Annotated in this window: 15 protein-coding genes; 4 read left to right on the forward strand and 11 right to left on the reverse strand. The window is 67.6% G+C overall.

Annotated features, from left to right (window positions below; all coding sequences use genetic code 11):
• Positions 1-13: 13 nt before the first annotated feature.
• Positions 14-1,471, reverse strand: coding sequence for an aldehyde dehydrogenase family protein (locus LK09_RS07565; protein ID WP_039397593.1), 1,458 nt, complete (start codon positions 1,469-1,471; stop codon positions 14-16).
• Between the two features lie 215 nt (positions 1,472-1,686).
• Here LK09_RS07565 and LK09_RS07570 point away from each other — a divergent pair, with 215 nt between their 5' ends.
• Both LK09_RS07570 and LK09_RS07575 read left to right on the forward strand, forming a co-directional pair.
• Positions 1,687-3,135: an NAD(P)/FAD-dependent oxidoreductase gene (locus LK09_RS07570; RefSeq protein ID WP_082008100.1), complete on the forward strand. Its 1,449-nt coding sequence runs from the start codon at positions 1,687-1,689 to the stop codon at positions 3,133-3,135.
• A 99-nt stretch (positions 3,136-3,234) separates the two neighbouring features.
• Entirely contained in the window at positions 3,235-4,455 is a 1,221-nt protein-coding gene (locus tag LK09_RS07575) for an FAD-dependent monooxygenase family protein (RefSeq protein ID WP_039397596.1), read from the forward strand.
• A 14-nt stretch (positions 4,456-4,469) separates the two neighbouring features.
• On the opposite strand, the gene LK09_RS20640 is transcribed toward LK09_RS07575, so the two are convergent.
• A complete protein-coding gene (locus LK09_RS20640) occupies positions 4,470-5,117 on the reverse strand; it encodes a helix-turn-helix transcriptional regulator (RefSeq protein WP_052226500.1) in 648 nt (215 codons plus the stop codon).
• Between the two features lie 89 nt (positions 5,118-5,206).
• Between LK09_RS20640 and LK09_RS07585 the strand changes: the two genes are divergently transcribed.
• Positions 5,207-5,665: an SRPBCC family protein gene (locus LK09_RS07585; protein WP_156138673.1), complete on the forward strand. Its 459-nt coding sequence runs from the start codon at positions 5,207-5,209 to the stop codon at positions 5,663-5,665.
• Between the two features lie 21 nt (positions 5,666-5,686).
• On the opposite strand, the gene LK09_RS20645 is transcribed toward LK09_RS07585, so the two are convergent.
• The 3 genes from LK09_RS20645 to LK09_RS07600 all read right to left on the reverse strand — a co-directional run bounded on the left by LK09_RS20645 (position 5,687) and on the right by LK09_RS07600 (position 8,376).
• Entirely contained in the window at positions 5,687-6,619 is a 933-nt protein-coding gene (locus LK09_RS20645; RefSeq protein ID WP_052226501.1) for a helix-turn-helix domain-containing protein, read from the reverse strand.
• On the reverse strand, positions 6,619-7,557 hold the full coding sequence (locus tag LK09_RS07595; RefSeq protein WP_156138674.1) for a helix-turn-helix domain-containing protein: 939 nt from the start codon (positions 7,555-7,557) through the stop codon (positions 6,619-6,621). The genes LK09_RS20645 and LK09_RS07595 overlap by 1 nt, the downstream gene beginning before the upstream one ends.
• 207 nt (positions 7,558-7,764) lie before the next feature.
• On the reverse strand, positions 7,765-8,376 hold the full coding sequence (locus LK09_RS07600) for a DUF998 domain-containing protein (RefSeq protein ID WP_039397602.1): 612 nt from the start codon (positions 8,374-8,376) through the stop codon (positions 7,765-7,767).
• Between the two features lie 70 nt (positions 8,377-8,446).
• Here LK09_RS07600 and LK09_RS07605 point away from each other — a divergent pair, with 70 nt between their 5' ends.
• Positions 8,447-8,989: a PadR family transcriptional regulator gene (locus LK09_RS07605; RefSeq protein ID WP_039397604.1), complete on the forward strand. Its 543-nt coding sequence runs from the start codon at positions 8,447-8,449 to the stop codon at positions 8,987-8,989.
• Between the two features lie 558 nt (positions 8,990-9,547).
• Here LK09_RS07605 and LK09_RS07615 read toward each other — a convergent pair.
• From LK09_RS07615 to LK09_RS07640, 6 genes are all read right to left on the reverse strand, one after another.
• Positions 9,548-9,907: a hypothetical protein gene (locus LK09_RS07615; RefSeq protein WP_039397608.1), complete on the reverse strand. Its 360-nt coding sequence runs from the start codon at positions 9,905-9,907 to the stop codon at positions 9,548-9,550.
• A 65-nt stretch (positions 9,908-9,972) separates the two neighbouring features.
• Positions 9,973-10,731 carry a GAF and ANTAR domain-containing protein gene (locus tag LK09_RS07620; protein WP_052226502.1) on the reverse strand — a complete coding sequence of 253 codons (759 nt, stop codon included), beginning with the start codon at positions 10,729-10,731 and terminating at the stop codon, positions 9,973-9,975.
• Complete coding sequence (locus tag LK09_RS07625; protein ID WP_052226503.1) at positions 10,728-11,336, reverse strand: GAF and ANTAR domain-containing protein; 609 nt, start codon at positions 11,334-11,336, stop codon at positions 10,728-10,730. The genes LK09_RS07620 and LK09_RS07625 overlap by 4 nt, the downstream gene beginning before the upstream one ends.
• Before the next feature lie 76 nt (positions 11,337-11,412).
• Positions 11,413-12,381 (reverse strand): aldo/keto reductase, encoded by a 969-nt coding sequence (locus LK09_RS07630; RefSeq protein ID WP_039397610.1) that lies wholly within the window; start codon positions 12,379-12,381, stop codon positions 11,413-11,415.
• Entirely contained in the window at positions 12,378-12,794 is a 417-nt protein-coding gene (locus LK09_RS07635) for a (R)-mandelonitrile lyase (protein ID WP_039397612.1), read from the reverse strand. The genes LK09_RS07630 and LK09_RS07635 overlap by 4 nt, the downstream gene beginning before the upstream one ends.
• On the reverse strand, positions 12,791-13,678 hold the full coding sequence (locus LK09_RS07640) for a helix-turn-helix transcriptional regulator (protein ID WP_039397614.1): 888 nt from the start codon (positions 13,676-13,678) through the stop codon (positions 12,791-12,793). The genes LK09_RS07635 and LK09_RS07640 overlap by 4 nt, the downstream gene beginning before the upstream one ends.
• Positions 13,679-13,722 lie beyond the last annotated feature (44 nt).

A 13,722-nucleotide genomic window follows, 5' to 3' on the forward strand; every position in this document is an offset into this window, starting at 1 on the left:
CGTCCGCCGAGCCTCAATCGCCGATGTGGATGACGGACGTGCGCAGGTCGGTCATGTCGTGCAGCGTGTACATCCCGCCGATCCGCCCCCAACCGGTGCCCTTGCCGCCCGCGCCGCCGAACGGCATGTTGATGTCCCACCAGCCGTTCGACTCGTTGAGCAGCACCTGGCCGGTCTCGAGCTCCTCGAGGAAGCGGTAGCCCCGGGCGATGTCGCGCGTGAAGACCGCCGACTGCAGACCCAGAGAATCCGCGTTCGCGATCCGCAGCGCATCGTCGTCGTCCTGCGCCGTGATGATGGGCAGCACGGGCCCGAACGATTCCTCCCGCGAAAGCAGTGCGTCCTCGGTGACGCCGTCGACGATGGTGAAGTCGTAGTACAGGTCGGTGGCGAAGCCGGGCGCGCGTCCGCCGCCGAGCAGCACGTCGAAACCGTGGGCGCGAGCTTCCGCCAGGTGCCGGTCCATCTTGGCCGCGACGCCCTCGTTGTTCAGCGGACCGAGGTTGGTGGACTCCTCGAACGGGTTGCCGAGCTTGACGGTCCTGGCATACGCGAGGGCCGCGTCGACGAAGGAGTCGTGGGCGTCGCGGTGGACGATCACCCGCTCGGTGGCGCAGCACACCTGGCCGGCGCAGTAGAACGCGGAGTCGACAGCCGCCTTCGCCGCCCGCTGCATGTTGGCGTCGTCCAGGACGACGACGGGTCCGTTGCCGGAGCACTCCATGACGGACCGCTTGAGGCCTGCCGCGGCCTGGATCTTCGCGCCGGTCGCCGACGAGCCGATGAAGCCGATCGCGTCGATCCCGCGGTGGGAGACGAGCTGGGAGCCGAACGCCCCCTCGCCCGGCAGGATGTTGACGAGTCCCTCGGGCAGGCCGGCTTCGGCAAGGTATTCCATCGCCTTCAGCACCGTGAGCGAGGTGTGGATCGGCGGCTTCACGACGAGCGCGTTGCCGGTCGCCAACCCCGGGGCGGCGAACTCCGTGAACATCAGGAGGGGGAAGTTCCACGGGGTGATGATCGCCCACGTGCCGACGGCCTGACGCCAGGTGTGCATCCGCTTCTTCGTGTCGGACGAGGGAATCGTCTCACCGTAGAGGCGCAGGGCGTCCTCCGCGTGGAGGTGGAAAAGCTGCGCGGCCTCGGTGACGTCGGCGCGCGACTCGCTGATGGGCTTTCCCTGCTCGAGGGTCTGCAGCAGGGCGAGTTCCTCGACGTGCTCGGCGAGCTTGTCGCCGATGCGGTGGCAGAGCTCGGCGCGCTTCCACACACCGACCTTGCGCCACTCGCGTTGCGCACGGTTGGCCGCGGCGACGGCACGGTCGAGGTCGGTTCGTGAGGGCACCGGGAGCGCGGCGATGAATTCGCCTGTCGCGGGGCTGATGACCTCGAAGCGTTCGCTTCCGGTGCCATCGGTGTAGGCCCCGTCGATGAACAGCTGTGGCGTGGCGGTGAGGGTCTGGGCATACATGGCGCGTTCTCCTGTCGTCGTTGACGCATGTGTGATGCTCAGCAAACCTAGACACGAGGTTGTCGTCTGCGCAAGTCTTTGGTCACCTTTTTAACGACCTGTTTTCTTCTGCCTATTTTGGTTGCGGATTCGACATATTCCTCCCGCTATGGTTGTGGACGCATCGGCGCCGTGCGGGCGCCGGATGCATCGAACCGACGGAAGGATCGCGAGACGTGGAGCGTCTGACAAGTTTCGAAGTGGCCGAGCAGCAATCGGACCGCAGCCGCGCGAGGGCGTTGCTGTCCGAGGCCAAGCGAACCTCGTTCTGGCTCGACGATCTCGGGTTTCCCGTGGAGGCGCCGCCGCTGGCCGGCGAGAGTTCCGCGGATCTCGTCGTGGTGGGCGGCGGCTACACCGGGCTGTGGACGGCGCTGCGCGCGAAAGAGCGCTACCCGGACCTCGACGTGGTGCTGATCGAGGCGCACCGGGTCTCGTGGGCGGCATCCGGCAGGAACGGCGGCTTCTGCGAGCCGAGCCTCACCCACGGGCGATCCAACGCGAGCACGCATCTGCCGGGTGAGGAGCCGTTGCTCGCCCGTCTGGGTGAGGAGAACCTGGCCGAGCTGCTCGCCGCGCTCGACCGGTACGGCATCGATTGCGACGTGCAGCCCCATGGAGTGATCAAGCTCGCCACCGAACCGCACCAGGAGGCCGCCATCCGGCGGCTCGCCGCCACCGACCCGTCGGTGCGGGTCCTCGCCGACGACCAGCTCCAGGCGGAGGTCCGTACGGCGGCTGCCCGCGTCGGCGGCTGGGCCACGGAGGAGGGGGTCGTCCTCAATCCGGTGAAGCTCGCCCGCGGACTGGCGGATGCCTGTGTCGCGCTGGGCGTCCGCATCCACGAGAACACCGCCGCCACGCGCCTGCGCAGCCTCGGGCACGGCCGCGGGGTCGTCGTGCAGACATCGCACGGCCGCATCACCGGGCGCCAGGTCGTGCTCGCGACCAACGGATTCCGCTCGCTGCTGCGACGCACCCGGCTGTTCACCGTCCCCGTGTACGACTACGCGATCGTGACCGAACCGCTCACCCCGGATCAGCGGGCCGCCCTCGGGTGGCAGAAGGCGCAGGGCGTCACCGACCTCAACAGCCGCTTCCACTACATGCGTCTGCTCAAGGACTCGGCCGGTCGGGATCGGCTGCTGCTGGGCGGGTATGACGCCGTCTACCACTTCGGACGACGAGTGAAGCCCGAATACGACATCAGCGAGTCGACGTTCGAGCGCCTCGCCGTGCACATGGGGGTCTTCTTCCCGCAGCTCGCCGACGTGAAGTACACGCACGCCTGGGGCGGCATGATCGACACCTGCAGCCGGTTCTTCTCGTTCTTCACGCTCGCCGGGCACCGGCAGGTCGCCGCAGCAGCCGGCTTCACGGGTCTCGGCGTCGCGGCGACGCGCTTCGCTGCCGACGTGATGCTCGACCTGCTCAACGGGGAAGACACCGAGCGTTCGCGGACGAAGCTGGTGCGCAAGCGCCCCCTCCCCTTCCCGCCGGAGCCGTTCGTCTGGCCCGCCATCCGGTTCACCTCGGCGATGATGGCGCGGTCCGACCGCCGCGAAGGACGCCGGGGCCTGTGGCTCTGGATGCTGCAGAAGTGCAAGGTCGGTTTCGACTCGTGACGGAGCTCACCGCGCCTCTGGTCGCGGCATCCCGGGAGCGGTACCATTCTAGCGTCGGGCCTCGGGCATCCGAGAGGCCTCAACGGCGAGGGAGTTCCCGTGGCTGGCACCTCGGAACGTGCGCAGGGCACCGTCCATGTGATCGGCGGCGGTCCGGTCGGTCTCTTCCTGGCGGCACTGCTGCAGTCCGTCCCCGGTCAGCGGGTGCGGGTCTACGAGAAACGGCCGGAGTACACGCGCAACCGCATGGTCACGCTGGCGCCCTATCTCCTGGCGGACACCATCGAGAGCTATCGGGCGGACACGATCGACGGTCAGCACGTCGAGGCCATCTTCGACCGCGTCGAGTTGGAGACGCGTCTCGCCTACCGGCACACCGTCGCCTCCGACCTGCGGGCGCTCGTGCAGGAGTGGACGCAGGGCTTCGTCCCGCTCAAGACCATCGAACGCGGTCTCAGTGAGCTGATCCGCTCGCGCGGCTCCGGGGACGTCGAGTTCGTCTTCGCCGATGTCAGTGGCGAGGACGCACTCGCACTCGCGGAGCCGCACGACGTCATCGTGGACTGCGGCGGCACGCACGCCGTCCTGCGGGATCTGCTGGCCGTCGGCGACGAGTCCGGAACGCGGGGCGCGAACACGTGGCTGCTCAATCTCGAGCACGCGCTCATGATCACTTTCCTCTACGACGCACCGTTCGAGTGCGACGAGTTCTGCAAGTACTACAAGAATCTCGAGAACACCGGCTACAAGTTCATCCCGTCCGTCAAGAGGACCAGCTACGACGGCAACGTCACGCACGTGACCGGCATCGTGAGCATCAGCCGAGCGGAATTCGAGGCCATGCCGTCGCGCTTCAGCGGCGCCTGGTTGCGCGAGAACTTTCCGCTCATCGCGACGTCGATGGACGGGTTCATCAGCCGGATGCAGCAGCAGAGCCCCGGCAACGTCGTCGGCGACCTGGAGATCGTCCGGATCCCGCTCAACGTGTACCACGCATGGAACACGACGTCCCGCCGCTGGCACGATTCCGGTGAGGACCACGCGCTCGCGCGCACCCCGGTGTTCCTGCTGGGGGATGCCGCGATCGGGTCGCCGTACTTCCAGTCCATCTCGCTCGGCTTCGAGTGCGCGTTCCACCTGGCCGGGCACCTCGCGAACACCCGGCTGCCCCTCGGTGTCGTCTTCGAGCGTTACGAGACGTTCATGGGTCAGCAGTGGCTCCGCGTCTACATGCGCAGCCAGATGATCAAGCACAACAAGGATCTGCTGCAGGTCGTCGACGACACGAACGGGCTGCTCTCCCAGCTGCACATCTACTGAGCTCGGTCACCCGCTCAGGTTCCGAGCGTGAGGCTGGGCGATTCCCCGTACGCGTCGCGGTACGCGCCCGCGAAGCGCCCCAGATGCGCGAACCCCCACTGTCGCGCGATCCCGGCAACCGTGGCACCGGCCACCGGATCGGCAGCCAGGAGGTCACGGCGCACCGCCGCCAACCGCTCGGCGCGCAGATACGCCATCGGCGACATTCCGTAGGCCTTCCGGAACCCGTACTGCACACCCCGGACGCTGAGTCGCGCCGCCGCGGCGACGTCGTGGACGGTGATGGGTTCGCAGAGGTGCTCGTCGATGTAGCTGCGTGCGCGACGCGCCGCCGCCGGGGCGGATGCCGTCCACTCGCCGGGTCCCTGAAAGCCGAACACAGCGATCGCGGTGGCGATCAGCGCGCGAGTGGCTTCCTGCCGAACCAGCACGTTGCCGGACATCTCCGACTGCAGGACGAGGTCTCGGTAGAGGGCGGTGGTCGCGAGCCACAGCCGTTCCATCTCGGGAGAGACCGGCCTGGCCGCTGTCCGGTCGAGGGTCGCGGGCTCGTCGACGAGCGCTTCACGCACGACGGCGCGAACGTCTGGTCGCAGGACCTCGAGCAGGGCCGCGGTGGCCGCGTCGCGGTCGAACGTCTCGTCCGCGGTCTTCTGGAGCATGATCCTCACCCCATCGCGATCACGGGGTTGCCCCGGCGATCTCGTCGCCCGCCACGCTACTCCGGTCTCCCCCGGGCGCAAGGGTCGACGTGGCGTCCGCGGCGCAGGATACTGGCGTCATGCCATCCGCCACCCGCACCATTCGGATCGCCGCCCCGATCGAGACGGTGTTCGCATTCTTCACCGACCCCGCGAACGACCTGAAGTGGCGGACGGGGGTGAAGGAGATGCGCGCGGACGGGGAGGCGCGTGTCGGCGCGACCGTGCACCAGGTCGTTTCGGGGCCGGGTGGCCGGTCGATCGATGCCGATATCCGGATCACGGAGTACACCGCTCCGACGCGCTACGCGTTCACGACGGTGAGCGGTCCTGTCCGCCCGACCGGTGGCTTCACGTTCGCCTCGGCCGAGGGCGGCACGACCGTGACCTTCGCGCTCGATGCCGAAGTGAGCGGGCTCAAGAAGATCTTCATGGGCGGCCCGGTCCAAAAGAGCATGGACGCGGAGATGTCCGCACTCGACCGGGCGAAAGCGCTCTTGGAGCAGTAGCCGCGGGAACGTTCCGCGCGTTCAGCGGTCGAGGACGTACTTCGGGCTGACGCCGTACGCGGCCCGGAACCAGGCCGCGAACCGGCTCGGGGAGGAGAAGCCCCAGCGCAGCGAGATGTCGCGGACCGTGTCGCCGCGCGTGGGATCGCCGGCGAGCAGGTCGTCGTAGGCGGCTGCCAGGCGGGCGTGGCGCAGTGCCGCGGCCGGTGAGGCGGCTTGCGGGTGGTGCGCCCGGAACGCGTCCACGAGATCGGGGACCGAAGCGCCCGCGGCGTCGGCCGCGTCTTCGACGGTGATGGGGAGGGACGCGAACTCGTGCAGGAACTCCACTCCGACGCGGTAGACCTGCATCCGGCGCTCCGCCGAGACGTGCCGCTCGTGCCGGTCGCCCGTCAGCCGGAAGCACTCGAGCGCCGCGACTTTCAGCAGACGGCTCGCTGAGGCGCGGACCAGCTCGTTGTCGAGCAGGCCCACGTCGACGTCGCCCTGAATCAGACCGAGCACCGCGAGCCATTGCGCCCCCGCCTGCGGATTCACCGGCTCGGCGCCGTCGAACGCGACAGTCAGATCGTCGTCCGCGTAGAGGAGGCGAGCCGTCCGCTGCAACGCACGAGGGTCGAAGGCGGCCAGCTGGGTGCCCTGGTCGCTGCAGGCGGAGAACGGGATGCCGGGACGGAAGAGCGCCGGTGCGGCGGCGAGGTCGCCGTCGCCATCCCGGCTCTCCCACGGGCTCGGGGCCAGAGCGTTGATGATCACCACCCAATCCATCTCGACCGTGGACCCCATCACGCCGTCCCAGTGCGACCGGGCCACGAAGAAATCCTCGTCGCCGGCGATTCGTTGCGAGAACCGCCCGAAGCCGCGGTCGAGGGCGACCGCACCGTACACGTCGGCCAGCCACTGCTCGCTCACGCCCGGGTCGGACGAACTGAACGTCATGCTCGAGTACGCCATCAGTCGCCCCCTCCAGAATCGGCGGTCATGGCATCCCGCGCCGCTTTCGGCTGCTCCCGGAGAGTCGAACCGGGGTGCTCGCCGAAGGCCGCGAAATAGTCCGCCGCGAATCGGGAGGGGTGGGCGAAGCCCCATCGGCGCGCGATGAGAGCCACGACTCCCGGTTCGGTGGCGACAAGCAGCTCCGCACGGGCTGCGGCGAGTCGCTCCCGGCGGACGTATTGCAGGGGACTGATTCCCAGCTCGCGCTGGAACAGCGCCTGGATACCGCGGACGGACATCCGGGCCGCCTCGGCGACGGCCGCGACGGTGATCGGCTGCGCCAGGTGCTCGTCGATGTAGGCGATCGCTCGACGCAGAGCCGTCGACAGTGCGTGCTCCGTCGCCTCTCGGACGATGGGGTACGTCGCCGCGATCGCGGCGATGAGTGTCTCCAGCGCGTTGGCGTGGATGAGCGGATCGTCGAGGACGTCTGGCGCTGACAGCAGCGTGGCGTTGAGCATCCGCACCACCGCCTCCACGACGCGGGTGTCGGCGTTCTCGCTGTTCAGAGCTGCCATGCTCGGGTTGGGTCCCCCGGTGTACGGGGCGAGCCGGTCTGCGGGGAACCCGACGTTGAGGGTTCTCGTCGACGTCCAGCGCAGGCGGGTGCCGGTGCCCGGCGGGACGATGAAGGGCGCCGTGATCCGCTTGACCGTGTCCTTCCCGTGCCATCGGATGTCGCCCTCCATCACGGACACCGTGTAATCGGGCAGTTCACCGGAATCGAGAGCGGCCGCGGTGGGGAACAACATGGTCGCGACCGTCAGACCGCTGTCCAGCACCACGCCGTCGACCGCGAACGCGAAGTCCCGGGCCGGATCGGACTCGAAACGGATCGGGTTGCCGAACATCTCCTTGACCGTCGCCGCGGAGACATCGGGATCCCGCGTGCTCACCGCAAAACGCTGCACGGTCACGACGTCCGCCGCCCTCCCGGCCACCTCGCCGGCTCTGATGCTCCGCCACGCGTCGGCCACGCGGCCTCTCAAACCAAGCTACGCCGCTAGCCGAATCGCGCAAGACCCGACCTGATGCGGCGGCGGAGGATGTCACTCGGAATGTGTGCTCGGCTCGTTCGCGAGTCGTGTCGGCTCACGACCTTCTCATGCACCAGAGATCGAGTGCGCCGGCGTCGATGCCGCTCCGCGACGACCGGCACGAGCCAGCTCCCGCGCAGTGAGAATGACCCACAGCACGAGGCTGAGAGTCCATGCCCGGAAGAGCACGGCACCGACCAGACCCGGGATGAAGAATCCTGCGAGGACGAGGACTGGAGCGAGGAAGGGAAGGGTGCGAAGCCACGCCGAGTCCGTCCGCCCTCGGTGCAGGAACATCAGGACGGTGGTGAGGAGCACAACGACGAAGAACGCGCCGGTGTGCAGGGCCCCGTGGATACTGACGACCTCGGTCGGCCCGACGGAATCGATCACGAACAGGCCCATGACGAGAAACGCCGCCGCCGTGACCCACGAAAGGATCGCTCGCGCGCCGCTCCACAGGAGCGCGACGCCCGCGTAGCCGGCGCCGGCGGCGATGAATGCGGCCTGCAGCATCCAGCCGCCGGGACCGAGCGCGTACTTACTGATGGTGCCGTCGTCGATCAGTCCCGGCTGTACGACGTGAAGGACCGCCATGAGGACGACGTAGAGGGTCGCACCGGCGTAGGCGATGACGAGTGCGATCCGGACCCGCGTGTCCGAGGGTGTTCTTGGCATGAGAGCTCCTGATAGTATGAATCAGACCATCTGAACGAAAGCATCATCCATCTTGGACGACCGATTGTCAATGCCCTCACTGAATCCGATCAGCTACGTGGTCTTGGGGGTCCTCGCGACCCGCGGGCCGTCGACGTCGTATGAGATGAAAAAGCTCGTGGGGATGTCGATCAGCTTCTTCTGGACCTTTCCCCACGCTCAGCTGTACCGCGAGCCGCAGCGGCTCGCACAGCTCGGCCTCGTCGACGAGGAGCAAGCAGAGACGGGTCGCAGGCAGCGCGTATTCACCATCAATCCGCGGGGACGCGCGGCCCTCGACGCGTGGCTGGCCGACCCCGCGTCATCCGACGTTGAGATCCGGGATCCTGCACTGCTCAAACTCTTCTTCGGCGGGATCTCCACGACGGAAGACATCGTCGCACTCGCCGAGACGCAGATCACGGCTCATCAGGCAGCGAAGGTGAAGTACGAGAGACTCCTCGAGCGCCACGGCTATCGCCCCGAGCTCGCCTTCCAGCTCGCACCGCTGCGCATCGGCGTCGCCTACGAGCAGGAGTACATCGCATTCTGGACCCGGGTCGCCCAGAACCCCGACAGCCCTCTGGCACCGTGAGTTCCTCCGCCGTGGCTGTGCCCCGGACTCCTCGCGTGGGGGACGCGTGGCCGCGCCTTCCACGCGTCCGCTCGCGCGCATGGAACATGGAATCGCCGAGGGGCATCTCCTCCCTGCCCGGCACGATCACCGAGCGTCGCTGTCAGGAGCGGTGACGATGGTCTCCAAAGGAACATCCAGCTCGTGCCAATCTTCCGGACCCTTCGTCAGCGGTGTCAGAGCGCTGTCCGGGAACCACCTCATCTCCCCGGTTTCGAGGAGCACGACGGACGCGGGCACGCACACGTCCTCCGAGTAGATGCGCCTCGGCACATGGTCCGCGCAAAGAGCCACGACACGACCGCGGACGCCTTCCCGGGTCATGACCCAATGTCCTGGCGTGAACATCTCCGCCTCCTTCAGCGGACTCAGCATCACGCGTCGTGCCACACGACTGTTAGACCCTTGACAACGAGAAGAACCGGCGTGCGGCCTGAACAGACACGTTCACGGGCCGCTGCCTCAGTGGCCGAGTGTGTCGGGATGGATTCTCTCCGAACCGAGCGCGCGCCCAGCAGATCAAAAGCAGTCGACCAAGCTGCACTGATCGGGCAGCCACGCCACGTTCGGCTCGGCGAACGGTGCATCACCGGACGGCGAGGCCTCCTTCACCAATCTGGCCGTCTCATCCTTCAGGTGGTCGACCGTGGCATCGTCAACGAGCTCGGAGGGCGATTCCACGGGGTAGATCGCGTTCAGCGCGATCCCCCACCCGACCGTCAGCTGGACTCGTTGGTCGGAGCCGGCGGAATTCAGAAATGGCACGTCGACGACCGCCGCGCACTGCTCTTCGACAAGCGCGCGGCCATACGCCATGACGGCGTCCGCGATGTCGTCGCCCGTGAGGTAGGACCCCGCGCTGTTGGTCAGGAGTTTCATACCGTCCCTCCCACATAGTCGTTCGCTGGAACGACACCAGGGTCCGGGGCGTCGATCTTCCGATTCTACGACTGCTGCGAGTGTCCCGACCCGGTGTTCCGTGGTGAGGGGAGGTGGAGCTCCCGCCGGACGATCCTTCCCGCGACCTCCGTGATCGGCAGCCCGTGTCGCCGGGAATAATCCCTGATCATCTCGAACGCTTCATCGATGAGCACGTTGTTGGTGTACGAGACGACGCCTTTGGCTTGTTCGATGACGACTCTGTGGTTCAGAGCCGCTTGCAGCTGCTGTGCGAGTACCTCAGACTCCCTCAGCGTCCGCTCGTGAAGGATGCCGATCGTCGCGACGTCGGCGAATGCCTGGGCGGCCAGCAGATCAGTCTCTGATGCCGCGCCGCTCTCGGAGCGCAGAAGGTTGAGGGTCCCGATCGTGACGTCGCGGAGCCGGAGGGGAATGGCCTCTGCGGAGGCGAAACCCAAGGTGAGAGCGCTTTCGCGGAACGCGGCCCATTCCGGTGGGCTGTCTTGGATCGAGGGGACGGAGACGGCAGTGCCCGTGCGGAAGCTTTCGATGCACGGCCCGGCTTGGGCGCCCAGTTGCATCGTCTCGACGAGCCGCGTTCCTTCGCTCGTCGAAGCCACCAGCTCCAACTCGCCGTCGGTGTCGGCGAGGAGGATGCCGGCGGCCGAGGTCGTCGACAGCAGGTCCCGGCAGGAGTCGACGAGGGACTGCAGAAGCTCCACCACGTCGTAGTCGTCGACCAGGGTGTCTGCCAGTTTCGCGAAGGTCTGGAAGAGCTGCGCCTCCCGGAGAATGTCGGTCATGAAGTCACCTCGATCCGATCGCCGACGTAGTGGAACGCAAGCGTGCGATCGAGCACATCTTTCGAAACGTCCATCATGGATCGTCCCGTCGCGAAGGCGTGACCCTGCAGAACCAGGTGGGCGTCCTCGGCGGACACGTTGAGCTGCGCGAGCACGACGCCGGTCGCCTGGATGGCGCGGCGACTGTGTGCGTCCGCGACGGGCTGGAGATCTTCGAGCGATCGCAGTGCTTGCCTCAGCACGTTCCTCCCGATGACGTCCGCCATGGCCGAGGCCTGGCGAACCTGGCGGCCGTCGAGCGTCACCGAATCCAGTGAATAGAGGTCCACGGCCCCGAGCCTCAGGGGCCCGACCATGAGCGGGAACGCGAAGATCGAGCACACCCCGTCGTCGCGAATCGCGGCCGAGAACGCCGGCCAGCGGGTCATCCCGCTGTCCGCCACTTCCGGCTCGACCACGGAGCGGCCCGACCGCACGGCATCCCAACACGGACCCTCACCCAGGTCGAACTGGACCTCGTCCAGGCGTGCGGCCTGCGAGTCGGTCGCCGCGAGCGTTTCGGTGGCCAGGACGTCGCCCAACGTGGAAACGGCTGCACCGGTCACGGGAAACTGGCGGGTGGGGACGCCCCTGTCAAGCCCGTGATCATCGGTCGCGGTCGGCCCGGCCTGGGGGCCGGTTTCACCACCAGAACGGTGGCTGCGTCACATACGGCTCGCTGATCCGCGTCACCTCGTCGTCGGTGAGTTCGACGTCGAGTGCGGCGACGGCGTCGCTGAGATGGTGGGGTTTCGTCGCCCCCACGACGGGGGCGGCGACGACGGGGTTTCTCAGCACCCAGGCGAGTGCGATCTGGGCCATGGACACGCCGCGTTCGGTGGCGACGGCCTCGACCGCGTCGATCACGGGCCCATCGACATCCGAATCGAACGCCTTGGCAACCGCATCGGTGCGGGACCGATCCGTCTCGACACCGCGGGGCCTCGCGAGCCGGCCCTTCGCGTTCGGCGAGTAGGGGACGAGGCCGACGCCCAGGTCGGCGCACAGGGGGATCATCTCGCGCTCTTCCTCGCGTTTGAGCGCGTTGTACTGGTCCTGCATCGCCGAGAACGGCGTCCAGCCGTGCACAGCGGCCGCGGTCTGCAGCTTCGCGAACTGCCACGCCCACATGCTGGACGCTCCCAGATACCGGACCTTGCCCGCCCGCACCAGCCCGTCGAGCGTTTCCATGGTCTCCTCGACGGGTACGTCCGGGTCGAACCGGTGGATGTAGTAGATGTCGATGTAGTCGGTGCCGAGCCGTGCCAGCGACGCGTCGACCTGCTCGAGGATGGCCTTGCGAGACAGCCCTGACCCGCCCGGGCCGTCGTGCATCTTCCCGAACACCTTGGTGGCGATCAGGATGTCCTCGCGACGGGAGAACCGTCGGATCGCGCGGCCGACATACTCTTCGCTCGTACCCTGCTGGTAGCCGTTGGCGGTGTCCCAGAGCGTGATGCCCAGTTCAACGGCTTGACGGAAGAAGGCGGATGCTGCGTCTTCGTCGAGCGTCCAGTTGTGCAACCCCCGTGTCGGGTCGCCGTAGCTCATGCAGCCGAGCGCGATGCGCGGCATCCGGAGCCCGGTGTTTCCAAGCCGGGTGTACTTCATGACTGATCCGCCGCCGCGGCGCGGTAGTCCTGGTCGGTGACGTGTTCGCGCCAGCCGTCGTCGTCCGGGGATCCGGACGGGTCGTCCAGCATCGCCAGGTGCTCCATGAAGTCCTCCGGGGTCGCGCCGTGCCAGTGCTCCTCCCCGGGTGGTGTGTAGACGGTCTGGCCGGGGGTGGCACGGATGACCGTGCCATCGCGCGTCCCGATGAGTGCGACGCCCTGCGTGATGTGCAGGGTCTGGCCGCGGCCGTGCGCGTGCCACGCGGTCCGGGCACCGGGCGAGAACCTGACCCGGCTGACGATCATGCGCTGACCGGCATCCTTCGGCACGGCGATCGAGTCGACGTAGACCGCCCCGGTGAACCGATCGGCGGGGCCGATGGTGGTTGCGGGCTTCGGTTCGAGGTTCATGCGTGATTCTCCGTCTCCTGCGATTCGAATGTCGTCCGGGCTCCGCTGGCTGCCCAGCTGGCGAGAAGCTTGAGGCGCTCCTCGGAGGGACTGCCGGGTTCTGCGGTGTAGATGAGAAAGGAGAGTCCGGGCTCGGCCGTCATCTCCAGTCCCTCGTAGGTGAGGGTGAGGTCGCCGACCTCGTGGTGGTGGAAGTTCTTCGTGCCCGCGCCGTGTCGGCGCACGTTGTGGGCGCCCCACCGGGTCCGGAACGCATCGCTGCGGGTGGAGAGCTCACCGATCAGGTCATGCAGCCGCTTGTCGCGCGGGTCGCGTCCGGCTTCGGTGCGCAGGATCGCCACGCTGATGTCGGAGGCTGCCTCCCAGTCCGGGTAGAACTCGTGCGAGCGGTCGTCCAGGAAGTTGAATCGGGCGAGATTGCCCTCGCCGGGGCCGTCGAAGACCTGGTCGTAGAACGCGCGCCCGAGCATGTTCGTGGCGAGGATGTCCATCCGCCCGTTCCGCACGAACGCCGGACCACCGGTGATCGCATCCAGTGCCACCTGCAGACCCGGCCGCGGTGACCAGTTCTTCGGTGACCGGCGCGGCACCACCACCGCCGGCCCGTTGGCAGCACGCGCCAGATCGAACAGGTGCTCCCGTTCCGCGTCATCCAATTGCAGGGCGCGTGCGATCGAATCCAGGACGATGTCGGATGCCCCGGCGATGTCTCCCCGTTCGATCTTCGAGTAGTACTCGACGCTCACATCCGCGAGCATCGCCACCTCCCCGCGACGCAACCCGGCAACCCGGCGATTGCTGCCGGAGGTCAGCCCCGCCTGCTCCGGGGTGAGCTTCGCGCGACGCGTCGTGAGGAACTCGCGCACTTCGATCCGGTTGTCCACGGCTCCGACGCTACGCCGTGCGGAGACGCTGAGGGATGCCCTGC

It is taken from the genome of Microbacterium mangrovi (assembly GCF_000802305.1).
GTDB classification, from domain to species: domain Bacteria; phylum Actinomycetota; class Actinomycetes; order Actinomycetales; family Microbacteriaceae; genus Microbacterium; species Microbacterium mangrovi.